Here is a 24,863-nt window from a genome sequence, read left to right as displayed (position 1 = left end):
CGAGCACGACACCACCGGCCTGAAAAGGGTCGTACAGTCCGGTCTGTGGTTCGAGGAATTGGAAACCGGTGTGCTCTACGAGCACCGGCCCGGCCGGACCATGACCGAAACCGACAATGTGCTGTTCAGCACCCTGACCATGAACAACCAGGGCCTGCACATCGACAAGGCCTACAGCGACGCCCAGGAACCGTTCCACGAGCGGCTGGTGAACTCGCTGTTCACCCTCGGCACGATGGTCGGGTTGGCGGTCGCGCACCTCACGCAGGGCACCACGGTCGCCAATCTCGGTTTCGAGGAGGTGAAGTTCCCGGCGCCGCTGTTCCACGGCGACACCATCTACGTCGAAACCGTGGTTCTGAAGAAACGCGAATCGAAGAGCCGGCCCGGCCAGGGAGTGGTCACGTTCCGGCATGTGGCGCGCAACCAGCACGGCGCCATCGTGGGTATCGCCGTACGGCACGCCATGATCCGGATGCGCCCGGCGGAGCAGGCGTGAACCCGCGCACCGCCGCGGCCGGTACGCGGAGGAGGAAGGTCCGATGACCGGACCCACCGGCTGGGAGCCCGCCGGCCCGGCATGGCTGTTCTGCCCGGCCGATCGTCCGGAGCGTTACCGCAAGGCCGCCGACGCCGCGGACGTGGTGATCCTCGACCTCGAGGACGGTGTCGCACCGGCCGATAAACCCGCCGCCCGCACGGCACTCACCGAAACCCCGCTCGACCCAGCCACCACCGTGGTGCGGGTCAACCCCGCCGGCACCGCCGACCACGACCTGGACCTGCAGGCCCTGCGCAGCACCGAGTACCGGCTGATCATGCTGCCGAAAGCCGAATCCGCCGAACAGGTGTCCGGTCTCACCGGGTACGAGGTTTTCGCGCTCATCGAATCCCCGGCAGGTGCGCTGGCCATCGAGTCGATAGCCGCCGCACCGAACACCTTGGGCGTGATGTGCGGGGTCGAGGACCTCGTCGCCGCCCTGGGCGGTACCGGCACCCGGCGCCCGGACGGCAGCTACCGGGATGTGGCATTGCATCTGCGCAGCACCGGCCTCCTCGCCGCGAAGGCATACCGGCGGCTCGCCCTGGACATGGTGTACCTGAATATCCGGGACCTCGATGGGTTGCGCACCGAAGCCGAAGACGCGGTGGCCGTGGGTTTCGATATCAAGGTCGCCATCCATCCCTCCCAGATCCCGGTGATCCGCGCGGCCTACGCTCCCTCGGCCGAAGAGATCACCTGGGCCGAGGGCGTACTCGCCGCTGCCCCGAACCACCGCGGCGTCTTCACCTACGAGGGCCGAATGGTGGATTCTCCGCTACTCCGCCACGCCGAGCAGATACTGCAGCGAGCCGTCCACCGGCCTGCCGGAAATCTCGGCTGACCAGCCAACTATGCCCCGCCACGCACAGGACCTCCGGCTCCCCGGCTCGATGAATCATCGGACCGGGCCCGGGGCTTTTCACCGGACTGCCCCGGTCCGTCTCGGTACGGAAGCCGGCAACGACCGGCGTCTGTCACCGATACTCGACCTGCGGCGCCCGGCTGGGCAAGGATTACCGATGAACACAGGAGGTTTCTGCGGTGGAACCACAGTGGATCCCCAGCGCACGTGATATCGCCGGCGCCCGGGTCACGGATTTCGCGCGCTTCGTCGAAACACGGACGGGCACCGAGTTACCGGATTATCACGCCCTGTGGCGTTGGTCGGTGGAAAATATCGCCGATTTCTGGGCGGCGCTCTGGGAGTACTTCGCACTCGGGCCCGTCGCGGGCGAAGTACTGTCCCGGCCCGATATGCCGGGGGCACAATGGTTCCCGGGGACCACCCTGAACTATGTCGACCGGGTGATCGCGCAGGCCCGCACCGACCGGCCGGCGATAGTGCAGGTCACGGAGGGTACCGAGGACCTCACCGAAACCTCCTGGGCCGAACTGCTCGCCGGAGTGGCCGCGTTCGCGCGGACACTGCGTGAACTGGGTGTCCGGCCCGGCGACCGGGTGATCGGCTATCTGCCGAATATCACCGAGACCGTGATCGCCTTCCTGGGCACCGCGGCGGTCGGCGCGGTATGGAGCGCCTGTGGTCAGGACTATTCGGCCAAAGCCGCGCTGGACCGGCTCGGTCAGCTGGAGCCCACGGTTCTGGTCACCGCCGACGGTTACCGCTACGGCGGAAAAGCACACGACAAGAGCGCCGATATCGCCGCGCTGCGCGCCGGGCTGGACACCCTGCGCGCCACCGTCGTGGTCTCCCGGCTGGGGAACGAGATCCCCGACAGCACACCGTGGTCGGCGGCCGCCGATCCGGCCGGGCACACCCTCCCGGAAACCGAAACGGTCGATTTCGCGCACCCCCTGTGGATCGTCTTCTCCTCGGGCACCACCGGGCTCCCCAAGGGAATCGTGCACGGCCACGGCGGGGTAGTGCTGGAGCATCTCAAAGCCGTTGCCCTGCAATCCGATATCGGGCCCGACGACATCTTCCTCTGGTACACCAGCCCGAGCTGGATGATGTGGAATTTCCAGATCGCCGGACTGCTCACCGGCGCCACCATCGTCTGCTACGACGGCAGCCCCGCCCATCCGCGACCCGATACCCTGTGGGAGATCGCGGCCCGCACCGGCACCACGGTGCTCGGCACCAGCCCGGGATACGTTCTGGGCTGTATCAAGGCGGATTCGATCCCCGCGACCGATCACGACCTCTCCGCGCTGCGACTCATCGGAATCACCGGTTCCTCGCTCCCACCGGCCTCCTCGCTGTGGTTGCACGAGAACGCCGGCGGAGTTCCCGTCGCCTCGATCAGCGGCGGCACCGATGTGGTGTCGGCGTTCGCCGGTGGGGTGCGCACGGTCCCGGTATGGCCGGGAGAGCTTTCGGCGCCGTATCTGGGAGTCGCGCTGGATGCCTACGACGAGGCCGGGCAGCCGGTACGCGACGAGGTCGGCGAACTGGTCGTCACGGCGCCCATGCCGTCCATGCCGATCCGGTTCTGGCGCGACCACGACGGCACCCGGTACCACGACGCCTACTTCGACACCTATCCCGGCGTATGGCGCCACGGCGACTGGATCACCCGCACCGGCCACGGCAGCGTGGTGGTGCACGGCCGCTCCGATTCCACCCTCAACCGCCACGGCATCCGCATGGGCAGCGCCGATATCTACCAGGCGGTGGAACGGCTACCCGAGATCAGCGAAGCCCTGGTCATCGGCGCGGAACAGCCCGACGGCGGCTACTGGATGCCACTGTTCGTCGTGCTGGCCCCCGGCGCCGAACTCACCGACGACCTGCGCGACCGGATCAAGGAGGTGATCCGCACCGAGGTCTCCCCGCGCCACGTCCCCGACGAGATCCTGGCCGCTCCCGCCGTCCCGCATACCCGCACCGGTAAGAAACTCGAGGTGCCGATCAAACGCCTGTTCCAGGGCGCCGACCCGGCGCGGGTAGTGGAACGCAGCGCAGTCGACGACCCCGCGCTGCTCGACTGGTACAGCGGTATCCGCCCGCCCGCCGGCCGCTGACCTCACACCCGGCGTGCGGCCTGCGCCGGGCGCGCAGGCCGCACAGATCACGCGCCTGCGCGACAGGACTGCCCGGCGCCGGGACGTCCACGCCGGCCACAGCCCCGAACCGACTCGGTCGCCACCGCCTATGTGCAGAACGCCGGCGCGGCGGCCGCATGGGCGCACCGTCGGCCGAGGGCCCCGGCCGCACGATGTACCTACATCCGATCCCTGTGTGCGCGTCGTACGGCCGGCTCCGAGCGGGTGCAGGGCACCGCGTCGCAAGTCGGTCACGCGCACAAGCGCATGCGCAGATCGGGCCCCGCCTCGGGGCCGCCCGCCCGATCGCGGGCATTGGAGCGCTGCGGGGATCCCGTAACGGCAAAATGCGCCGCCCGGGCCGGTGTGCGAACTAGCCTGATCTGAGCTGGTCCACCACGCAACGCCCGCTCCACCTGTACGTACACAGTCGTTCGGCTCAGGGAGAGGACAGGCACGCTATGAAGGCTCTGCAGCATGTGGCCGTCGGTGCGGAACCGGAGGTCCGCGAAATTCCTACCCCCGAACCCGGCCCCGGCGAAGTATTGCTCCGGGTGACCGCGGCCGGTGTATGCCATTCCGACGATTTCGTCATGAACAACCCGCCGGAGAACTTCGGTATCGAGCTCCCGCTCACCCTCGGGCACGAGGGCGCCGGTGAGGTCGTGGCTGTCGGCGCGGGGGTCCAGGGGATCGACACAGGAACGAATGTCGTGGTCTACGGACCGTGGGGTTGCGGTAACTGCTGGTTCTGCGCGCAGGGCCTGGAGAACTACTGTTCCCGTGCGGCCGAGCTGCGCATTCTCCCGCCCGGCCTGGGCGCGCCGGGGGCCATCGCCGAATATCTGATCGTCGATTCGCCGCGCCACCTGGTGCCGATCGGCGATCTCGACCCGGTGGCCACCGTGCCGCTCACCGACGCCGGTCTCACCCCGTACCACGCGATCAAACGCTCGCTGGGCAAACTGCGGCCGGGCTCGTGGACCGTGGTGATCGGCAGCGGTGGCCTCGGCCATGTCGCCATCCAGCTGCTGCGGCATCTGACTTCCACGCGGGTGATCGCGTTGGATGTCAACGACGAGAAGCTCGAGTTCGCACGGTCGGTGGGCGCCCATGAGGCCGTGCTGTCGGACGCGAACGCCGCCGGGAATGTCCGCAAGATCACCGGCCCGGCCGGTGCGAGCCTGGTACTCGACTTCGTCGGCTTCCAGCCGACCATCGATACGGCGATGGCGGTGGCGGGCGTGGATTCCGATGTGACCATCGTCGGTATCGGTGACGGCAAATCGGGCGCGCGGATCGGCTTCGGCGTCAGCCCGTACGAGGCGACCGCGACCGCGCCGTACTGGGGCGCCCGCGCGGAACTGATCGAGCTCATCGATCTGGCGCACGACGGCGTCCTCGATATCGCGGTAGAACGGTTTTCGCTGGACGAAGCGCCGGAGGCCTACCGCCGGCTCGCCGCCGGAACCCTGCGTGGGCGGGCGGTGATCGTGCCGTAACCACCACCGAGCTGCAACGACCATCGCGTTGGCGACAGGTCACCGCCTGCCGCGAACGCGCCCACCGGCGGTGCGCGGGGCCCGGGCAGGGCGGAATACCTCCCTGACCGGGGGTGCGGGACATGGATGCCGGTCGGCCGACGATAGGATTACGGGATGAGCGTCGACAACAGCCGGGCCCGGCCGTCCACGCCCGCGGTGCGCGTGCGCGGCCGCGACGACCCGGCCGGAGACGGCGCCGACGCCCGCAAAGCCACCGGTGATCTCCCTGCGCGCCCGGTGCGGCGCCGGCCGAAGAACCGGCGAGCGCAGATCGCCGCCGCGGCGGCCAACGCCTTCGGTTCCCTCGGCTACCACGGCGTGAGCATGGAGGATATCGCCGGTGGCCTGGGGATCAGTTCGGCCGCACTGTACCGGCATTACCCGAGCAAGTACGCGCTGTTCCGGGAGGAATCGCTGCGGGTCGGCCGGGCAATGGCCGAATCCGTCCGGTTACCGGCCGACGCCGCGGACCTGCCACCGCACCAGGCGCTGCAACAGGTCCTCGAGGCATTGAGCGCGGTCACCGTCGCCAACCGGGCCAGTGTCGCGCTGGTGCGCTGGGAGGGCCGCTATCTGGAGCCGGCGGACCGGGAGATCCGCGCCGAGCAGCAGAAAGTGGTGCTGGACGCGCTGGAGAGCCGGCTCGCCGCCTATTCCCCGGGCCTGAGCAACGGCGACCGCAAGGTCCTGGCGATATCGCTACTGTCGGCCATTACGAGCATTGCCGATCACCATGCGGCGCTCCCCAGCAAACCTCTTGTCGCCCTGCTGGTTTCGATCTGCACCGGTCTCGCGGATGTCACGCTGCCGCCACCGGTGGATATCGCGCCCACACCGCCGGTGGAAATACCGGAATCGTTCAAACACGAACTGCTGCTGCGCAAAGGCGTGGAACTGTTCCATGCCCGCGGCTATCCCAATGTGAGCGTGGAGGATATCGCCACCGCCGCGGGGCTTTCCGCCGCCTCGGCGGTGTATCGCTTCTATCGCGGCAAGAGCGATCTGCTCACTGCCGCGTTCCGGCGCGCAGCCGAACGGGTATCGAGCGCCATCGGCCCGGCCGTGGCCTCCGCCGCCGGCCCTCGGGAGGCGCTGGATTCGCTGATCGACCAGTACGTCGCGGGTTCGTTCGCCGAACGGGAACTCACCTTCGTGTACTACACCGAGTTCCAGCACGTCCCCGCCGAGGAACGCGCCGCGCTGCGCACGGTCCAGCGGCTCAGCGTGGACGAATGGGCCCGGTTGGTACGCCAGGTCCGGCCCGACCTGTCCGGTCCGCAGGCGCGGTTCCTGGTACATGCCGCCTTCGCCCTGGTCGTCGATCTCGGACGATCCTTCGGCACCGTCCCCATCGCCTCCCAGGAGCGGGTCACGCTACTCCTGCAGACCGTCCTGTACGGCCGGCCGGGCGCACGCTGAACCCGGCCCGCCCGGGCGCGTTCACTGCACCGGTTCGGCCAGCGGTGAGGTCATCTGATCGACCAGCCAGCGGCCGTCGGTTTTCTGCATCCGCATCACCATGGCCAGCTGCCCCGGCGCGGGTTGTCCCTGGGTGCCCAGACTGGTGACGGTCTGCCCGATCACCACCACGACCTCCGCCGAGCCGGCGTCCGCGGTTTTCACCGCGCACTGGATATCTCCGGCGGTCGATACGACTTCGCCCGCCACCAGCGCCTCGCGCAACTCGGTGGTGGTGGTTTCGAATTCCTTTTTCCAGTCGCCGGTGGCGCCGTCCAGGACAGCGGTGAAATACGGTTCCAGGTTCTTCGCGTCGTAGTTGGCCAGCACCGGTGCGTACCGGCACGCCGCCTGCCGGACCTCGTCGTATGCGGCCAGCACCTCGGCCTTGTCCCGCTCTTCGACGTACAGATACCCCGCGACCCCCACCGCGCCGATCAACAGCAGAACCGCCGCAGCCAGCGCCCCCAGCAATACGCGCGACCGCGATCCCGGGGCGGCCCGATCCGGCGCACCGCCGGATCCGCTCGTACGCCGCCCGCCCAGCAGCTTCTTCATCGCTACGGCCTTACCGTGCTCCGGAGCCGATCCGGCCACCACCGAACTGTCTTCCGGGGCCCGGGTGGCGGATTCGGCCGGAGCCGCGCTCGCCACCGCATCGTCGGTGGGTGGCACCGGTTTCGCTTCGTCGTCCGGCTTTCCGGCGGCGGGCTCGGCGGGCTTATCGGTCATTCTCGTCTTCTCCTAACGACCCGGGATGGGGCGGGACAGTTCGTTACCGGTAACTCCCGGCGGCGGACCGGCGGTGTTGTCGGGAACATCCGGCCGCGGTGCATTGGCCGAACCGCGCACCTGCAGGGCCGGGTCGTTGGTGACGCAGTAGTTGTACAGGCGGACCCGGGTATCGGCCACCGGTTCGGTGGGGGCCAGTGGAATGGTGTTGTACTCGCAGGTGGGTCGTGGCCAGATATCGACCAGGGTGTGGAACATTCCGTCGTGTACCGGCACATTCAGCGCCGAGGTCCCCGCCCGCAGCGCCGGGAACAGGGCCGCGATCGCGGGTTGACGCAGTTTCGCGGCCCGGGTGATGGCCACGAAGTTGGTGACCAGATTGGTGATCGGGTCCTGGGTTTCGTCGATGAAACCGCCGAGCGTGGCGAGTTGCCCGGGCGCCAGATCCAGGAGTTGCCGCACCTCCTGGTCGGCGGCGGTCAGCTGCTGGAACAGCGCGCTCGCCGAACCCGTCAGGGTGCCGAGATCGGGTTGCGCGTATTGCGTGGTTTCGGCGATCACCGACAGGTTCTCGATGAGCTGCCGGGTCTGCGGCAGCAGATTCTCCAGTCCCGCCATCGCCCGGCTGATCCCGGAGATCATATTGCGCAACCGGTCCGGCCCACCGGCCAGTGCTTTGTCCAGTTCGTCGACGATCACGGTGAGCCGGTCGGGATTGAGACCGCTGATCATGGCGCTCATATTCGACAGCAGCGAATGCACCGTCACCGGGATATGAGTGCGCTCTACCTCCACCCGGTCACCGTCACGCAGGTAGGGACCGGTATCGGAGTCCGGCCGGAAGTCCAGGTACTGCTCACCTACCGCGGACAGGCGCCCGACCACCACCGTGCCGCCGACCGGAATCCGCACCCCCGAGTCGATTTCGGCGACCGCTTCGATCCCGGTATCGGAAACCCGGACATCGGCCACCCGCCCTACCCGGGTGCCCCGAAAGTTCACATCGTGGTCGGCCAGCAGGCCGCCCGACCCGGCGAGCGCCACGGTCACCCGGTAGGTGCTGTTGGGGAGCAGGTTGATCCGCAGCACTTCCGCGCCGAGGTATCCGCAACCGGCGATCAGCACCACCACCAGACCGATATTCGCGACCCTGATCCGATGCCGGACCAACCAGTTCCACAACGGAATATTCATCGCGGCCCCTCCTGCGGTGCCGGTGCGGGTTGCGGAGGACTGGTCAACCGGCCCTGGATCTTCTGCAATACCTGGGCGAGGCTGCCGATGAAGGCCGGCACATCGGTCCCGTCGGGCAACCGGCTCTTGGTGGGATCGGTGAGCGCGCCGACACTCAAATAGGAGACGCGCGCCGCAACAGCGAGCGTCGGTCCTTCGAAGGACTGTTCCAGCGAGGGATACAAGGCATGTAGCCCGTCCAGCGTCTGTCGCAGGTTGTCGCCCATAGCCGTGAATCCACCCATGAGCCGGCGGATACTGTCGAACAGGCCGATGAATTCGGGGCTGGTGGTATCGGTGAAATCGCCCAGCGCCGACATGGTCACCGAGATCTTCTGGATCAGGGCGGTGATATCGCGGTTGTTCTCCGCGACCAGCCCCAGCAGATCGGGGAAGGCGTCCGCGGCCTGTCCCAATTCCTGTTTCCGCGCGGCCAGTTCACCGGTGAGCAGGTTCACCCCGTGCAGCACACTGTCGATATCGGCGGTCCGCGCGTTCAGAGCGCCCAGCACCTGGGTCATCTCGGTGATCAGATGCGCCAGTTGTGGCGCGCGCCCGGCGAACATCGAATCCATTTCCGCGGTGATCCGGGCGGCCTGATTCAACCCACCGCCGTTGAGCAGCATCGATACCGACACCATGAGCTCTTCCACCGAGGCACCGGCACCGGTGTGGTCGGTATCGATGACATCGCCTTCACCGAGCAGAGCCGCGTTCGGGTCCTCCCGCGGGAGCGTCATGGCGATGAAGACATCGCCGAGCGGGGTGGCCTGCCGCAGTTCGGCGGTGGTCCCGCGCGGCAGCCGAATATCCTCGCGGATCAGCAAGTTCACATCCGCCACGAAATCGGTGGTGGAGATATCGGTGACCACGCCGATATCGGTGCCGCCGATCTTCACATGCGCCCGGTCCGGCAGGTTCAGCGCGTCCTCGAAACGGGCCCGCACGGTGTATCCAGGACCACCGATACCCGGTTCGGGCATCGGTATTTCCTGCACCGTCACCGCACCACACCCCGAAACCACCAGCACCCCCGCCAGCATCAGAGCAATGAGCCCACCCCGTATCGACCTCATTGCGTCATCCCCAGCAGCGCGGCGGTGATCCCGAAGTCGGGACCGAAATCCTGGACCCGGCCGGTACGGCACCCGTCGGCGCGCAGCTGGATCCGTTCACAGAAGGTGGACAGCACCTCGTTGTCCAGCAGCGATTTGTCCAGCAGCGCGTGCACCCGGAACGCCTGGTGTTCGTGGCTCACACCGTTGGCAAGGTTTTCGAAGAACAGCGGGCCTACATCCACCAGTTCGGTGAGTCCGCGGGCGTTGGCGCGCATCTGGGCGGTGATGGTGACGAACCGTTCCAGCGCACCCGCGAGCTGGTCGCGGTTCTGGCCGACCAGGGTCGAGGTGTTGGTGACGAAATCGTTCAACTGCACGAGTACCGCGTGCAGACCCGGCGATTGCTCGCCCATCAACTGCACCAGTTCGGTGAGCCGGGCGCTGAAATCGCGGACGGTCTGGTCGTTCTGGGCGACGACCTGGGTGATCTCGTTCAGTTTGATGATGGTGTTGGCGATCTGGTCCTTGTTGGCGAAGGTGACCTCGAATGCGGCGGACAGATCGTCGAGCGTTTCGCGTAACCGGTCGCCGTTACCTTCGAGCAGCGGGAACAGCACCCGGCTGGCCAATGGCCCGGCCTCGTTGTCGCCTTTGAGCGCGGCGCCGAGCTGGTCGAAGTTCTCCAGGATCCGGTCGAGTTCCACCGGCACCCGGGTGCGTTCCAGTGGGATATGTGCGCCGTCGGTGAGCGTGGGTCCGTCACCGCTGTAGGCCGGAGCGAGTTCGACGTGCCGGTTGGTGATCAGCTGCGGGGAGATCAGCGCGGCCATCGCATCGGCAGGTACCTCGACCTCCTTGTCGAGGGCCATGGTGACCTCGACATAGGTACCGCGCGGGGTCACGGTTTCCACCCGGCCCACCGGAACGCCGAGTACGGCGACCTCGTTACCGGCGTACAGTCCGGCCACGTTCTCGAAATCGGCGCTGACCCGGATATGTTCGCCCAGATATTGTTCCGGTAGCCCGGCGATACTGTCGGGCAGTACCGCACAGCCGGCCGCGCAGAGTCCGGCGATTCCGGCCGCGACCACACGCGCGATCCTCCGCAGCCTCATGTGCCACACCCCTCGACGACCTGCGCGAAGCACAGCCAGTTGTCCGGTAGGAACCAGGGCGCCCACACATCGGCGTAGGGCCCGTTGCCGACCACATTGTTGAACTGGCGCAGGGTGACCGGCATGATCTCGTACAGCCTGTCCAGGTTGTCCTTGTTCTTTTCCAGGCCCTGCGTCATGGTGTCGAGATTCTGGATCAGCGGGCCGAGCTGACCGTTGTTCTCCAGCCCCATATCCCGCAGCAGCCCCGACAGCGCGGCGACGTTGTCCAGCAGCCGTCGCAGCATGTCCTGGCGTACGGCCACCGCGTTGCCGATCGCCTCACCGCGGGTGAGCAGCATGAGCACACTGTTCTGGTTGTCGGCCACCAGCTGCGAGACCTGGTCCATGCTCTTGAGGAGCAGGTCGACCTCGTCACGCCGGGCGTTGATCACCTCGGCCAGCGAGCCGATCGAATCCAGGGCGGTCACGGCGAGTTCCGGTGAATCACCCATCTGCTGGGAGAACACATCCAGGGCTTGCCGCAGTTTGCCGGGGTCGATCCGCTCGATCCGCTCGAACGACGATTTGTAGGCCGGGTCCTGGATCACTTTGGCCAGGTTGTACGGAACGGCCGTATTAGCCAGCCGAATCCGGTTGTCCGGCGATTCCGCGCCCACACCGGGGATCAGTTCGATATGCAACCGGCCGAGAATGGTGGACATCTTGATCGCCGCGCGGGCGTCGACGGCCACCCGGATGTCTCGGCTGATCTTCATCTCGACCTCGACCTTGTCACCGGCCAGCCGCACCGCCCGCACCTCGCCGACCTCGATCCCCGAAACGTCCACCGTGGCACCCGCCCGCATACCCGCGGCCTGCGCGAATTCCGCGACCACGGTCTTGTCGGTGAACCGCAGCTGCGAGACCACACTGGATCCGATGAGCAGCAGTGCCACCGCGGCCGCGGCGATCAACCCCTGCCACAGGAAGCGGTTCTTCGCGAAAGGTATTCGTAACCTCGCCATCAGCGGCACACCTCCGATTGCGAATTGCCGCCGATCTGCGCGAACAGTCCGGGTGGGAACAGCACACCCCACAGCGAGACGTCGAGGTTGCAGATATAGGCGTTGCCGTAGGCGCCGTAACCGGTGAACCGGGCAAGGCCGTTGAGTACGGTCGGCAGTTCGATCGCCGCCTGGTCCAGCGCGGCGCCGTTGAGCAGCAGCAGTTCCACCGCGGTGGTCGCCTCGTCCTGCGCCAGCGCGATATCCGGTTTGACCGTGCTGATCAGGCCGGTCAGCGAATCGGTGGAACGGGCCACCGTATTCACCGAGGCCTTCAGGGTCTCGCCCTCGGCGTAGAGCGCGTCCATCAGGCCTCTGGTCTGGGTTATCAGTGTTTCCAACTCCTGGCTGCGGTTGGCCAGCCCGGCAACGACACTGCTCAGGTTGGTGATCACCGCGCCCAGGATTTCGTCCCGTTCACCGAAGGTGGTGGCCAGTTCCGCGGCCTGGGTGATGAGCGCACTCAGTGAAACCCCGTCGCCCTGCAACGCCTGGACCAGCGTGTCGGACAATGAATTGATCTGATCCGGTTGCAGCACACTGAACAGCGGCTCGAACCCGGACAGCAGCGCCGATACATCGAAGGACGGTTCCGTGCGCTCCACCGGGATATGCGAACCCGGCGCGACCTCCGTACCTTTCTCCTCGCCCGGCAACAGCGCGATATACCGCTGCCCGATCAGGTTCTGGTACCGCACGAGCGCCTTGGTGGTGTCGGTGAGCCGCTGCCGTTCCTCGATCCGCAGCACCAGCCGGGCCTTGTAGTCCGGTTCGAATTCGATCGCATCGACGCGGCCCACCCGCACACCGGCCATTCGCACATCGTCGCCGATACGTACGCCCATCACATCGGTGAAGGTGGCCGAATAGGTTTCGGTCTCCCCCGGCACCGAACGCTGCAGCGTGGACCAGATGGTGTAGGTCAGCACGATCGCGATCACCGCGAAAATACTGAAACCGGCAATTGTCCGCGCCAGGCGCATCAGGCAGCCCCCTCGGAATAGACGTCGATCGTGCCGCCCGCCAGCACCGGTGTGAGCAGCAGCAATTCGGATGTGGTGGGTTGGCGGCCGAGCAGCGCGGCGACGGCGGCGTGCCCACGCAGCTGGGCGATCGGCTGACCGGCCGGCGCCGCCGCGGGCACCGGCTGCCCCGGCGGACCGGGCTCTGCGGGCAGGACCGGTTGGCCGGGCGGACCGGGCTGCCCGGGCAGAGCCGGTGGTACCGGCGGGGCCGGTTGTCCCGCGGGCGCCGGGAGCAGGGGCACCGTGATTCCCGGTATCGCGGGCAAACCGGGCAGTGCCGGCAACCCCGGAATCTGCGGTGGCGCGGGCATCTGTACCGGCGCGGGCGCCGCGGGTAGCTGCGGTTTCGGGCCCGCGCCCGGCAGCCATCCGGGCAGTAGATTCGGCGGGTACTGCTGTACCGGCGCAACCTGCGGCACCGACGAACCACCGCAGCGCGGACCGGCCACCTCCCCGTAGCGGGGGCAGTCCTTCGCGGTGTACTGCTGGAACGGCGTGAACGAGACATCCAGGCTCCAGCGCATCTGCCGTTGCGCGCCCCAGCCGAACGCGCCCGACAGCTTCCCGAGTGCGGCGTTGAGGTTGGCCACCGACGCCGGGATCGCCTCCGGATCCTGTGCCAGCGACCCGAACAGGCTGTCGAGTCCGGGCACCAATTCCTTGGCTGCCTCCGGGTTCCGGGCGAACAGGCTGTTCACCGAGTCCACGGCACCACTGGCGTTGGCGAGCATGGCGATGAGGTTCTCCCGGCGTTCGGTGACGGTGCGCGCGGTGGTCACCGATTCGGAGAGCACGCCCACCAGCTCCGGCGCCGATTCGCTCAGTGCGCTGGTGGCGCGGCCCAGATCGCCCAGTAATTCCCCGACGCCGTCGATAGTGCGCACCTCGGTGACCCAGGTGTCGAGCCGTTCGATCGTCGAGCCCGGGGCGCGTGCCCCCGGGTCGAGCGCTTCGGAGAAGGTCGCCAGTACCCGGCCCAGCTTTTCCGGTTGCATCTTGTCCAGCACGTCGCGCAGCACGGTGAGCGTGGTCTGCAACTGGACCGTGCCCTCGCTGGTGTCCTCGGCGATCTCGGCACCGGTGGCCAGGCGGCCCGGTGTGACTCCATTGTCCACGAGTTCGATACCGGTGACCCCGAACAGGTTGTTCGGAACGACCCGCGCGGTGACATTGTCCGGAATGGTCGGTGCGATCCGGGAGTCCAGATCGATCGCGACGCGCTGCCGTTTCCCGGCGGCCACCACATCCACGGCCGATACCGCCCCGACGACCATGCCGCGGAATTTCACATCCGCGCGCTCCGGTAGTCCGTCCCCGGTACTGGTGAGCACCGCCCGCACCTGGACAGCGTCCTCGAAACGACCCGTGTATCGCAGTCCGAGCAGGCCCAGCAGCACCGCCAGAACGGTCAGCATCACCAGACCCGCCACGGTCATATGCCACGGCCGCGGCCCCCGGCCGCTGTGATCGACGATCATCGCCACCTCACCCCGAAATCCGGAAACCGGGGTCGATACCCCAGATCGCCAGTGTCAAGAACAGATTCGCGAACACCATCACGACGATCACCATCTTGATGGCCTGCCCGGCCGCCACCCCGACGCCTTCGGGACCGCCGGCCGCGAAGAAGCCGTAGTAGCACTGGATGAATGTGGCCAGCAGAACGAACACCACGACCTTGAGCAGCGAGAAGAACAGGTCCGGGCCGAGGAGGAACTGGTAGAAGTAGTGGTCGTAGGTCCCCGCGGAGGTACCGCCCAGCAGCAGCACCGACAGTTTCGTGGCCAGGTACGCCACCGCCAGGCCCACGCTGTAGAGCGGGATGATGGTCAGGGTCGCCGCGATCATCCGGGTGGTCATCAGATACGGCAGCGGGCGGATGGCGATGGATTCCAGCGCGTCGATCTCCTCGGCGATCCGCATGGAACCCAGCTGCGCGGTGAATCGGCAGCCTGCTTGGATCGCGAAGGCGAGGGTGGCAAGAATCGGCGCTAACTCACGGGTGGTCGCGAACCCGGATATGGCACCCGTGAGCGGCCCCATGGTCAGCAGGTTGAGCGCGCTGAACGCCTCCATTCCGACGGTGATTCCGCCGAAGCCGCACAGAATGATCACCACGCCGACGGTGCCGCCGCCCACGACCAGCGATCCGTTGCCCCACCCGACGTCGGCCGTCAGCCGCAGCACTTCCTTGCGATAGTGCTTCAGTACGAACGGTATCGCGATCAGCGCCTGGACAAAGGTGATGCCCTGGTGGCCCAGCCGCCGGTTCGCGTCCACCGGGACCGCCGCCGCGGAGGCCACCATCCGGACCGGTTTGAGCGCCGGCGGCGTATAGGGAGTGCCCACGTCAGATCACCTTCGTCGGGAAGACGGTGTTGTACACCTGCGTGATGATGATGTTGGTGGCGAACAGCATCAGCGCCGACGACACCACCGCCGAGTTCACCGCGTTCGCCACCCCACCGGGCCCGCCTTTGGCGTGCAGGCCGATATCGCAGGCGATGATCGCGGTCAGCACCCCGAAGATCGCCGATTTGACCAGCGCCACCGCCATATCGTTGGCGACCGCGAAGGAGGCGAACGAGCCGATGAACGAACCCGGCGTACCCGATTGGGCGTAGACATTGAACATGTAGGCAGTCGCGAATCCGACGAAGACGATGAACCCGCACAGCAGCATGCTCACCACCACGGCCGCCACCAGCCGTGGCGCCACGAGTCTCCGGACGGGGTTGACCCCCATCACCATCATCGCGTCGATTTCTTCCCGGATGGTGCGCGAGCCGAGGTCGGCGCAGATGGCGGAACCGACCGCGCCCGCGATCATCAGCGAGGTCACCAGCGGGGCGCCCTGGCGGATGATGCCCAGGCCCGCGACCGCGCCGATGAACGTGGTGGCGCCGACCTGGTTGACGAGCGCGCCGATCTGGATGGATACCACGACCGCGATCGGCATGGCGACGAAAATGGTGGGCGCGGCCGACACATTGGCCATGAACCCGCACTGTTTCGCGAATTCGGCGAAGGGGAATCGGCGGGCGGCGAGGGATTTCAGTGTCTCCACGACGGCCTCGCGGCCCAGCGTGACCTGACGCCCGAGGGTTTCCAGGGAGCGCTGGGGGTGGCGTTGCCAGAGGCCCTTCAGATCGTCGAGGGCCTGTTCGAGGTCGGTGCGCTGCTCCGGCGCGTTCTTTCCGGTGGTCACCATGGCAGTTCCGGTCCGGTGGTATCGAGATCACCGCTGAGGTATCGCTGCAGCAGCACGAACCCGGCGCCCAACACGGCGAGACCGGCGGCGAGCACACAGAGCAGGGCGAGCCACAACCCGAGGCGCAGTACCGGATTCACTTTCGTCCGCCCACCGAGGATCTTGACGACGATCACCACGATGTCGATGAGCCATACCAGCGCCATCATCAGGTCATCGTCACGTTCGAGAAGGTGAGCACCGGCCAGCACACGATGGATCCCAGGAAGGAAATGATCACGTCCAGACCGTGCATCTCGCGAAGATGCGAGGTGTGGGTGAGCGTCCAGACGATTCCGATGATTCCGTAGGGGATTCCGAGGATGATGAGGGTGCCGAGGAACTCCGACACCTTCATCTCATAGCTGAATATGCGATCCAGCCGTTTGAGCATGCTGGGCTCCTTCCTTGTCCGGCCGCTACGCGCCCTCCCCACCGGGGAACGTCTGAGACGGTCGGGTCGGAGCGGTATGTTACGCACGATTCACGTGTTCGCGGAAGGTTTTCGCAAAGATTCCTGGTCGCCGACAAGGGCTTGATACCTGTTCTAGGTATGTTTACCAACACGTTCGAGCATGCATAAGTTAGCGACAGTTCCTTCATATCAAGTGACTGTTTGAAGAATATGAAGTAACTTAGGCCACACCGGATCCCTGGGGAAGGACACTCATGACCGCCGCAGCACATCCTCGGCAACCCGACAGCCTGCACGGCCCGCAGCCGGGAGATCAGTTGCCGCTGACCACCGAGCAGACCCGGATCCGGATCAGCGGCACCCATCGCGCCTTCACCGCACGCCCCCTCCAACTCACCGACGCCCTCGACTTCTGGCAGTTCGCCGGCGCCGCCGCGAACGTGATCATGCAGATGGCCAACCCCGGCGTCGGCTACGGCGTCGCCGAAAGCAAGGTGGAATCGGGTTCACTGATGAAACGCCCATGGAAGCGTGCCCGCACCACCACCCAATACCTGGCCGTCGCCATCCTCGGCGACAACGAGGAGAAACAGGCCTTCCGCGAGGCGGTGAACGTGGCCCACCGGCAGGTGCGTTCCGAACCCGGCGCCCCGGTGAAATACAACGCCTTCGATCGCAAGCTACAACTCTGGGTCGCGGCGTGCCTCTACATCGGTTTCGAGGACACCTACCAGTTGCTGGCCGGAAAGATGAACCCCGAACAGAACGAGGCCTTCTACCGCTCCTCGTCCTCCCTGGGCACCACCCTGCAGGTCACCGAGGATATGTGGCCGGCCACCCGCGCCGAGTTCGACGAGTATTGGAACAGGGCCTGCACCGACGCCGTCCTCGACGACTACGTCCGCGCCTATCTCGACGATCTGCTGAACCTCCGGATGATCCACTGGTACCTGCGCATCCCGTTCCGTGGCTTGCTGCGCTTCCTCACCATCGGCTTCCTCGCGCCCTACTTCCGCGAACAGATGCAGGTCGAATGGACCGCCGCCGACCAGCGCCGCTTCGAAAACCTCTTCCTCTTCGTCGGTTTCGTCAACCGCTTCATCCCCCGCTTTCTCCGCCACGGCGGCAGCCACGCCCTCATGGCCGATGTCCGCCGCCGCATCCAGAAACAGAAGAGCCTGATCTGAACTACCCGGCGGCCCACGACCTCGATCGCTTTGCCGTGTGGTCGAGCAGCCAGGCGGTGGTCACGGGATATCCCTCGGCCCCGTACACGCGACGCGACCGGCCGGCCCGTAGGAGGTCGCCCGACTCCGAGACCCGCCAGGTCGCCCGCCCCGTGAGGACCGCCCCTACCACCGGCCTCCCCGCCGAGGTCCGGCCCCGACCGCACACGACGTCACCGTGAACTCCGGGCCCCTCCGGCAGCCACCCTGGTGGTTCGTGGCCGTCTCCGCCTGGACCGAGAGCCCAGGAGCGGATGCAGGAAGGGCTCGGGGCCGAGCGGCCGGCGACGGCCGCGTGATCGCACCGCCGCAGGACCGGGGGGCGCAAGACTCGCCGAGGCGCGGCCGAGGTGAGGACCGGGTGAGTCGTTCGGGCCGATTCACGGTTCGGCGTTGGACAATCTGCGGGTACCGGCACACCCCGGACAAGGGGGTCGGCACGAGATCCACGGTTCCCGATCCGGACGATTCTGCGCAAGCGGGCGCGGCGCAGGAACGAGGTGACGCGGCGTGCAGGAACATGGACCGGCAGTGGGCCGGCGCGAGTTCTTGCGTATATCCGGCGTGTTCGGTGCCGCGCTGGCGGTTCCGGCCCTCACCGGATGTTCCGGCGATGACGATGCGCTGACATTCTTCTTCCAGGCCAACCCCGACGAAGCCGACGGCCGGCAGCGGGTGATCGACGAGTTCGCCCGCCGGTATCCGGAGATCCGGGTGCGAACCCTGCTGTCCGGCCCCGACCCGATGCAGCAGATGCTCACCTTTTGCGCGGGCGGAAAATGCCCGGACGTGCTGATGGCATGGGAGCAGACCTATGCCGGGCTCGCCGATCGCGGTGTCCTGCTGGATCTGAACACCATGCTCGCGCGCGATCCGGTATTCGCCGCCGAACTGGAAGCCGACAGTGTCACGGCGCTATACGACACCTTCGGTTTCAAAGGCGGGCAGTACGCACTGCCGGAGCAGTGGTCGGGGAACTTCCTGTTCTACAACCGGAAACTGTTCGACGACGCCGGCCTCCGCGCGCCCGGACGCTGGGAGGATGCCTGGAATTTCGCCGAATTCCTGGATATCTGCCGGACACTCACCGAACGTGAGCGGTCGGGGCGGGTCGGGCAGTGGGGTTTCGCCGATACCTGGGTGCCCTACTATTCGGCCGGTTTGTTCGCTATCAACAACGGTGCCGAATGGACCAGCCCACGGACTGTACCGGACCGCACAGCCTTCGCCGACGATGCCTTCATCGAGGGCGTCCAGTTCTACGCCGACCTGGCCACCGGGCACAATGTGGCGCCGACTCCGGCGGACCAACAGTCGATCTCGACCATGGATCTGTTCACACAGGGCAAGGCGGCGCTCGCATTGGGCGGGCACTGGCGCTACCAGACCTTTTCGTCCGCCGAGGAGCTCGATTTCGATATCACCGCATTACCGGTGGGCCCGAATGGTCACGGGGCGAGATCGAATATCGGCACCACGGGTTTGGCCATATCCGCCGACAGCCCGCGGAAAGAACAGGCCTGGGAGTTCCTGAAGTTCGCGGCCGGACCGGCCGGGCAGGCCGTGGTGGCCGATTCCGGACTGTTCGTACCGGCCGGGAAATCCGCGGTGCGATCACGCGGGTTCGCCGAAGCACATCGGGATATCGAGAATCTCGGCATTCTCGTCGAGGGACCGGCACGCTCGGCACCGCTTCCGGTCACCGCGGCGTGGGCGCGGATCGATGCCCTGATGGATCGCTATCTGGGGCCGGTGCTCCGCGGCACCAGCCCCGCGGTATCGCTGAAGAACCGACTCGCCCCCGAAGCCGATGAGGTGCTGCGCAACCAATGACCGCCACCGACCAGACCTTCCGTGCGAAACCACCCACGACCGAACCCGCTCCGGCGCGCCGGACTCCGGAACTGGCCGTGCGCCGGGCCCGGGCGGCGCGGTTGTTCATCGCCCCGAACCTACTGGCCGTGCTGGTTTTCCTGCTGTTCCCCTTGGGTTTCTCGCTCTACCTGAGCTTTCAGGAGTGGGACCTGTTCGGCCCGATCCGGTTCACCGGGCTCGCGAACTTCCGCCGGCTGCTCACCGCCGACCCGCTGTTCGCCATCGCCCTGCGCAACACGATCGTCTTCACCCTCGGTACCTTGCTGCCGACCGTGGCGATAAGCCTCGTCGTCGCCGCGGCGCTGAACCGGCGGATCAAGGGGATCACCTTCTTCCGGGCCGTCATGTTCCTGCCGCTGGCGGTGTCGAGTGTGGTGATGGCGGTGATCTGGCGGTTCGTCTTCGATACCAACAACGGGTTGCTCAATACGATGCTCGGCTGGGCCGGGATCGGGCCGGTGCCCTGGCTGGTGGACCCGTGGTGGGCGATGGTCTCGGTCTGCCTGGTCACCACATGGAAGAGCGTGCCGTTCGCGACGGTCGTCCTGCTTGCCGCGATGCAGGGGGTTCCGGACGATCTGTACGAGGCGGCGGAGATCGACGGCGCGGGAGCGGCCCGGCGGTTCGTATCGATCACCGTACCGCTGATCCGGGGGGCGCTGTCGTTCGTCGTGGTGGTCTCGGTCATCAACGCGGTGCAGGCATTCGACCAGATCTACGTGCTCACCGGCGGCCACGGCGGACCGGAAACCGGGACCTACGTTTTCGGCATCATGATCTTCCAGAACGCGTTCGCATTCGGTGACGCCGGCTATGCGTCCGCCATCGCGTGGCTGATCTTCGTGGTGTTGCTGGCCCTCACCGCCGCGCACGTATGGTTCTCCCGCAAGAACGCGACGGAGTCGTGAGGGGGCCGCAGCGGCGGCCCACCCGCGCTTTCGGCCGGGCGGTGGCGCTCTATCTGGTCCTCATCGCGATGGCCTGGTGTGCCCTGCTGCCGATCCTGTGGGCGCTGTCGGGTTCGCTGAAGAAACAGTCCGAGGTCACCACCCCGGCGTTGTTTCCGCGAGATCCGCAGTGGTCGAACTACGGAGCGGTCTTCGAACTCATGCCGTTCGGCCGGATGTTTCTCAACACGATCGTCTACGCGGGATGTGTCACCGCCGGACAGGTCTTCTTCTGTTCGCTGGCCGGGTACGCATTCGCCCGGCTGCACTTCCGCGGCCGGGAGGCTCTGTTCGTGGCCTATCTCGCGACGCTCATGGTCCCGCTCACGGTGACCGTTGTTCCGCAGTTCCTGCTCATCCGCACCTTGGGCTGGGCGGATACGCCCTGGTCGCTGATCGTGCCGGGCCTGTTCGGCAATGCCTTCGGTACCTATCTCATGCGGCAGTTCTTCCGGACGCTGCCCGCCGAACTCGAAGAAGCAGCGGTCCTCGACGGGTGTTCACCGTGGCAGACCTATTGGCGCGTACTGCTGCCCAATGCCAAACCGGCGGTGATGGTGCTGGCGGTACTCACCTGGGTGAACGTCTGGAACGATTTCCTGTGGCCGCTGGTGATGATCCAGCGCGAGGACATCTCCACTGTCACCCTCGGATTGGTATGGATGCAGGGCCAGTACGTGTCGAACTGGCCGGTGCTGATGGCCGCGTCGATACTCATCCTGTTTCCGCTGCTGCTGGTCTACCTGGTTGCGCAGAAGGCGTTCGTCCGCGGTATCACCCTGTCCGGCCTCGGCGGTCGATAGACCGGATCGTCGCAGCACAAGGGGGGTCGCGGAAAGTTCGCTGGGACCTTCCGCACCGGCGCCGTACCTTCCCCGGTGTTCGGCGCCGGGTGCGGATTCCCGGGGGGCCGGATCGCGTTGCCGCACCGAGCCTCCCGGGGGACCAGAGTACTTGCTCGGAGGTGGATAACCGGGGAGATCGGGCCGGGGTGTCGAAAATGGAGACGCAATATTGCGCGGCGCCACTTGATATTTCGCCCCGCCCACCCGGTGAGCTGTATCCCCGACCGATACAGCTCACCTACCAGACCGGTTGCCCCGGCGCAGGCTGTCGAGGTGCGGCGAAAGCCGGTGGCCGCACCTGCGGGCGGGCGGTCCGTAGCCGGGATTCGTGGCCGCGGCGAAATAGGCGATCCGGGCGGCGAGGCACCCGACCGGCGTACCGCACCGGAGGAAAGTACCGTAGCGGAACCGGTCGCGCCACCCGGCGGAGCTGCGTCGTCGCCCGCTGCCCACGGTCCGGCCGGACGGCCGTTAGCGCGACAGTAGCCGGTACGTGTATCGAATGGCGCAGCGTTCGTTCCCGAGACATCCAGTGCGCCCTCGCTTCCGAGACCGGCTCAGCGCAGATGCGCCGTGGCCCGTTCGGCGAGCAGAACCACCGTGGCATGCGGCCCCCGGCTCAGGGGTACCGGCACCACCGAGAGATCGACCACCGACAGCCCCTCCACACCGTGCACCCGGCAGCGCTCGTCGACCACCGCCCGGGGATCGTCGTGTCGGCCCATCCGGCAGGTGCCCGACAGATGCTGAGAGGTTCCGAGGCGTTCGTGCAGCCAGTGATCGGAGATCGCGCCCTCGTCCGCCCCACCGGACCAGTGCGCCGACATCACGTCCAGGATTTTGCCGGCCAGTCCCACCGCAGACCGCAGGCGCGAGCGGTCGGCGGCCGTCGCGAGATACCCCTGTTCGATCAACGGTGGTGTGAACGGATCGGCGCTGGTCAACCTGAGCCGCCCTGAACTGGTCGGCCGCATCAGAGCGACTCCCATCCGGTGCACCCCGGGGGCGAAGGCAACCGTATAAGGGCGGATCTCGATATCGTCGAACCCCAGCACATATTCCAGCGGAACCGCACCGCCCGCAGGCGCCGGATGGCGGTATTCGATACCGATCTCGGGGTGGTCGACCGTCCACCGGCCGACCGGCGCCGGGACGACCACCGGAATCCCCAGCTCGGCGAGCTGGTCGGCGGGACCGATACCGGAACGCAGGAGCAGCGCGGCGGATTCGATCGCGCCGGCGCACAACACCACCCGGTCCGCGTGGATCGTCTCAGGCTTCCCCTCGACCAGGCAATCCGCCCCGACGACCCGGTTCCTCGCGAACCGCAGGCGGATCGCCGGGGTATCGCCCCGCACGATCAGGTTCGGGCGCGACAGCGCGGGCAGGAGATAGGAATGCGCCGGGCCGATACGCCGATGCCGGCCCGACGAATCCGGCGGGCCGATCGTGCACGGCACCGGACCGACGCCCGTATCCGGTCCGCCGGGTATCGAATTCCAGTCGGGTACCTCGCCGAAACCCAGGTCCAGGCAGGTAGCGGCGAATTCCTGGGCCAGCCGGGCGGGCCGGGCGATCCGGCGGACCGGCACCGGTCCCGTTCGGCTGTGCCCGGCGTGGTCGCCGTAGTCCTCGTCGTTCTCGAGCGACCGGAAGAACGGCAGCACTTCCTCGAAATCCCAGGCGAGCGTGCCCGCCTCCCGGCTCCAGGCCGCGAAATCACGTGCCGCGGCCCGGATGAAATAGCAGCCGTTCACCGCGCCCGAACCGCCGATCCCGCGACCCCGCACGATCCGGCCCGCCACTTCCGGAGTGAACGCCACGGGGTAACGCCACAGCCACGGCGCGTCGTCCCCCAGCGGTAGCGCGGCACTGTCGGCGAGTTCGGGCGGGAAATCCGCCACCGACCGGCGTGAGCTACCGGCTTCCACGAGCCGTACGATATGCGCCGGATCCTCGCTGAGCCGCGCGGCCAGCACCGAACCGGCGCTTCCCCCACCGATGATCAGCGTGTCCACCATGGTGCGCGGCCCCCGCTACCGGGGAGGAGCAGTGGGTCTCAGAGCGGCCGGGCTGCCGGCCCGCCACGCACCCAGCCATAGCCCGGTGCCGTACCCGATATCGTCGATCCGCCGGAACGCGATATAACGCAGCGGGTCCAGACCGCCCGGCTCGCGGTGGGTGTACCAGTCGACCGCCCCCTCCGCGAGCGCCAGGGTCAGCGCGGTCTGACGGACCCGGCGGGAGAACAACATCGCCGCAAGGGTTATCGGCCAATAGTGACGGAACATGGCCGAGGACAGCCGCCACAGCCCGGCGAAGAAACCGCGCGCCACATAGATCGCCGCGACCCCCGTCGGGTTGTCCACGCCCGCGAACGCGATCCGCAGCCGGCGCAGCGGCACCAGCAGGGTCAGTACCGCGGCCAGGAGCCCCCAGCGGCTCCGGGTCGCCAGGAAGATCGCCGACAGCGCGGTCCACTTGGGTATCTGCAGCGGCGAAACCTTTCCGGCGTGCCGGCGGCTCAGTGGCGCGGCGCCGGTGCCGTAGAACAGTTTGCGGCGAAACCATTCGCGGAACGAGACCCGGTGGTCGTGCGCCACGTGCGCGGCGGGTTCGTAGCGCAGCCGCCAGCCCGCGCGTTCCAGCCGCCAGCACAGATCGACATCCTCGGCCACCTGCATACTTTCGTCGAATCCGCCCTCGGCCTCGAGAACCGTACGCCGCACGAGCAGCGCCGCACTGGGCACATAGGAGACGACACCGCCGGACTGCACCGCCGATTCCCGCCGGCCCAGGTCCAGCGACGAGCGAGTGTGCTCGTAGCGGGCCAGCGTGGTGGATTCCGGATCCAACGCGACGATCCGCGGGGCGACCAGCGCCACCTGCGGATCGCTGAAATGGCCCAGCATCACCTCGAGCCAGCCGCTACGCGGCACCACATCGGAATCCAGGAAGGCCACGAATTGGGTGGACGCGGCGCGCAGGCCGGTATTGCGCGCAGCCGCCGGACCGCGCCGTTGTTCGTGGCGCAGCACCTTCACCTGGCATCGGCGGCCGTGTTCGTCGGGCACCTGGACCGGCTTGTCGGAACCGTCGTCGACCACGATGACGGTGCGGCCGCTCAAGGTCCCCAGGAGCCGCCGCAGGCCGTCGGGGTTGTTGTGCAGCGGAACGATGACGGTCACGTCCTCGGGTTTCGGCAGCAGCCGCGGCCGGGGATTGGCGACACCGGAATCCAGTAGCCGTCTGGCAACCACCGCCGATTGCGGGCCGGTCACTTCCAGGTAGCCGTCACCGATCATTTCCGCGGCCTCGGGAGCGAGGCGCAGCAAACGAGCGGGTGAGCCACCGATAAGGATGCGTCCCCCCGAGTATGCGCGTACCCGTGGGTCGATCCGCACCCCGAATCCGTCGGGCAGGCGATCATGGCGCATTCCACGGATGGTAACTGCCGATTCGTTACGAGACATCAGCAGTCCGGGAAAAAGTGTTTCGTTCGGGAGAAATTCGCCGAACAACGGTGGACACAGTCATGAGATAG

The 24,863-nt window shown here is 67.0% G+C and carries 22 protein-coding genes; 9 read left to right on the top strand and 13 right to left on the bottom strand.

Going from position 1 to position 24,863, the window contains the following annotated elements; all coding sequences use genetic code 11:
- Nucleotides 1-19: 19 nt before the first annotated feature.
- The 5 genes from NFL01S_RS22135 to NFL01S_RS22115 all read left to right on the top strand — a co-directional run bounded on the left by NFL01S_RS22135 (nt 20) and on the right by NFL01S_RS22115 (nt 6,513).
- Complete coding sequence (locus tag NFL01S_RS22135; RefSeq protein ID WP_033247024.1) at nt 20-499, top strand: MaoC family dehydratase; 480 nt, start codon at nt 20-22, stop codon at nt 497-499.
- A gap of 43 nt (nt 500-542) precedes the next feature.
- On the top strand, nt 543-1,385 hold the full coding sequence (locus NFL01S_RS22130; RefSeq protein WP_062978147.1) for an HpcH/HpaI aldolase/citrate lyase family protein: 843 nt from the start codon (nt 543-545) through the stop codon (nt 1,383-1,385).
- A 200-nt stretch (nt 1,386-1,585) separates the two neighbouring features.
- Nucleotides 1,586-3,529, top strand: coding sequence for an acetoacetate--CoA ligase (locus NFL01S_RS22125; protein ID WP_062978146.1), 1,944 nt, complete (start codon nt 1,586-1,588; stop codon nt 3,527-3,529).
- Nucleotides 3,530-4,011: 482 nt separating this feature from the next.
- Nucleotides 4,012-5,052 carry an NAD(P)-dependent alcohol dehydrogenase gene (locus NFL01S_RS22120; protein WP_062978145.1) on the top strand — a complete coding sequence of 347 codons (1,041 nt, stop codon included), beginning with the start codon at nt 4,012-4,014 and terminating at the stop codon, nt 5,050-5,052.
- A gap of 156 nt (nt 5,053-5,208) precedes the next feature.
- Nucleotides 5,209-6,513 carry a TetR/AcrR family transcriptional regulator gene (locus tag NFL01S_RS22115; protein ID WP_084493077.1) on the top strand — a complete coding sequence of 435 codons (1,305 nt, stop codon included), beginning with the start codon at nt 5,209-5,211 and terminating at the stop codon, nt 6,511-6,513.
- A 21-nt stretch (nt 6,514-6,534) separates the two neighbouring features.
- Here the strand turns inward: NFL01S_RS22115 and NFL01S_RS22110 are convergent, their stop codons facing one another.
- From NFL01S_RS22110 to NFL01S_RS22060, 11 genes are read right to left on the bottom strand one after another with little or no spacing between them, the layout of a single operon-like run.
- Entirely contained in the window at nt 6,535-7,284 is a 750-nt protein-coding gene (locus NFL01S_RS22110; RefSeq protein ID WP_062978144.1) for a hypothetical protein, read from the bottom strand.
- Nucleotides 7,285-7,296: 12 nt separating this feature from the next.
- Nucleotides 7,297-8,478, bottom strand: a complete 1,182-nt coding sequence (locus NFL01S_RS22105) for an MCE family protein (protein WP_062978143.1) — start codon at nt 8,476-8,478, stop codon at nt 7,297-7,299.
- Entirely contained in the window at nt 8,475-9,593 is a 1,119-nt protein-coding gene (locus NFL01S_RS22100) for an MCE family protein (protein ID WP_062978142.1), read from the bottom strand. The genes NFL01S_RS22105 and NFL01S_RS22100 overlap by 4 nt, the downstream gene beginning before the upstream one ends.
- Nucleotides 9,590-10,690: an MCE family protein gene (locus NFL01S_RS22095; protein WP_062978221.1), complete on the bottom strand. Its 1,101-nt coding sequence runs from the start codon at nt 10,688-10,690 to the stop codon at nt 9,590-9,592. Before NFL01S_RS22095 ends, NFL01S_RS22100 begins: the two co-directional genes overlap by 4 nt.
- A complete protein-coding gene (locus NFL01S_RS22090) occupies nt 10,687-11,697 on the bottom strand; it encodes an MCE family protein (RefSeq protein WP_062978223.1) in 1,011 nt (336 codons plus the stop codon). The genes NFL01S_RS22095 and NFL01S_RS22090 overlap by 4 nt, the downstream gene beginning before the upstream one ends.
- Nucleotides 11,697-12,719, bottom strand: coding sequence for an MCE family protein (locus NFL01S_RS22085; RefSeq protein ID WP_062978141.1), 1,023 nt, complete (start codon nt 12,717-12,719; stop codon nt 11,697-11,699). The genes NFL01S_RS22090 and NFL01S_RS22085 overlap by 1 nt, the downstream gene beginning before the upstream one ends.
- Nucleotides 12,719-14,239, bottom strand: a complete 1,521-nt coding sequence (locus NFL01S_RS22080) for an MCE family protein (protein WP_062978222.1) — start codon at nt 14,237-14,239, stop codon at nt 12,719-12,721. The genes NFL01S_RS22085 and NFL01S_RS22080 overlap by 1 nt, the downstream gene beginning before the upstream one ends.
- Before the next feature lie 7 nt (nt 14,240-14,246).
- Nucleotides 14,247-15,110 carry an ABC transporter permease gene (locus tag NFL01S_RS22075; protein ID WP_033246925.1) on the bottom strand — a complete coding sequence of 288 codons (864 nt, stop codon included), beginning with the start codon at nt 15,108-15,110 and terminating at the stop codon, nt 14,247-14,249.
- A 1-nt stretch (nt 15,111) separates the two neighbouring features.
- Nucleotides 15,112-15,972, bottom strand: coding sequence for an MlaE family ABC transporter permease (locus NFL01S_RS22070; protein ID WP_062978140.1), 861 nt, complete (start codon nt 15,970-15,972; stop codon nt 15,112-15,114).
- Nucleotides 15,966-16,181: a hypothetical protein gene (locus tag NFL01S_RS22065; protein WP_062978139.1), complete on the bottom strand. Its 216-nt coding sequence runs from the start codon at nt 16,179-16,181 to the stop codon at nt 15,966-15,968. The genes NFL01S_RS22070 and NFL01S_RS22065 overlap by 7 nt, the downstream gene beginning before the upstream one ends.
- A complete protein-coding gene (locus NFL01S_RS22060; protein WP_062978138.1) occupies nt 16,181-16,405 on the bottom strand; it encodes a hypothetical protein in 225 nt (74 codons plus the stop codon). The genes NFL01S_RS22065 and NFL01S_RS22060 overlap by 1 nt, the downstream gene beginning before the upstream one ends.
- 275 nt (nt 16,406-16,680) lie before the next feature.
- Between NFL01S_RS22060 and NFL01S_RS22055 the strand changes: the two genes are divergently transcribed.
- From NFL01S_RS22055 to NFL01S_RS22040, 4 genes are all read left to right on the top strand, one after another.
- Nucleotides 16,681-17,613 (top strand): oxygenase MpaB family protein, encoded by a 933-nt coding sequence (locus NFL01S_RS22055; protein ID WP_062978137.1) that lies wholly within the window; start codon nt 16,681-16,683, stop codon nt 17,611-17,613.
- 549 nt (nt 17,614-18,162) lie between these two features.
- A complete protein-coding gene (locus NFL01S_RS22050) occupies nt 18,163-19,485 on the top strand; it encodes an ABC transporter substrate-binding protein (protein WP_062978136.1) in 1,323 nt (440 codons plus the stop codon).
- A complete protein-coding gene (locus tag NFL01S_RS22045) occupies nt 19,482-20,435 on the top strand; it encodes a carbohydrate ABC transporter permease (RefSeq protein WP_084493074.1) in 954 nt (317 codons plus the stop codon). Before NFL01S_RS22050 ends, NFL01S_RS22045 begins: the two co-directional genes overlap by 4 nt.
- Nucleotides 20,436-20,476: 41 nt before the next feature.
- The gene (locus tag NFL01S_RS22040) at nt 20,477-21,277 is read left to right on the top strand and encodes a carbohydrate ABC transporter permease (protein WP_371851839.1); all 801 of its coding nucleotides are present in this window, start codon (nt 20,477-20,479) and stop codon (nt 21,275-21,277) included.
- Between the two features lie 599 nt (nt 21,278-21,876).
- On the opposite strand, the gene mftG is transcribed toward NFL01S_RS22040, so the two are convergent.
- Together mftG and mftF are read right to left on the bottom strand one after the other, a co-directional pair.
- Nucleotides 21,877-23,340 carry a mycofactocin dehydrogenase MftG gene (mftG, locus tag NFL01S_RS22035; protein ID WP_062978134.1) on the bottom strand — a complete coding sequence of 488 codons (1,464 nt, stop codon included), beginning with the start codon at nt 23,338-23,340 and terminating at the stop codon, nt 21,877-21,879.
- A gap of 15 nt (nt 23,341-23,355) precedes the next feature.
- A complete protein-coding gene (gene mftF / locus NFL01S_RS22030) occupies nt 23,356-24,756 on the bottom strand; it encodes a mycofactocin biosynthesis glycosyltransferase MftF (protein WP_062978133.1) in 1,401 nt (466 codons plus the stop codon).
- Between the last annotated feature and the right edge of the window lie 107 nt (nt 24,757-24,863).

The organism is Nocardia flavorosea NBRC 108225 (genome assembly GCF_001613385.1).
GTDB classification, from domain to species: Bacteria; Actinomycetota; Actinomycetes; order Mycobacteriales; family Mycobacteriaceae; genus Nocardia; species Nocardia flavorosea.
This window is presented reverse-complemented; position numbering and strand designations above follow the sequence as displayed.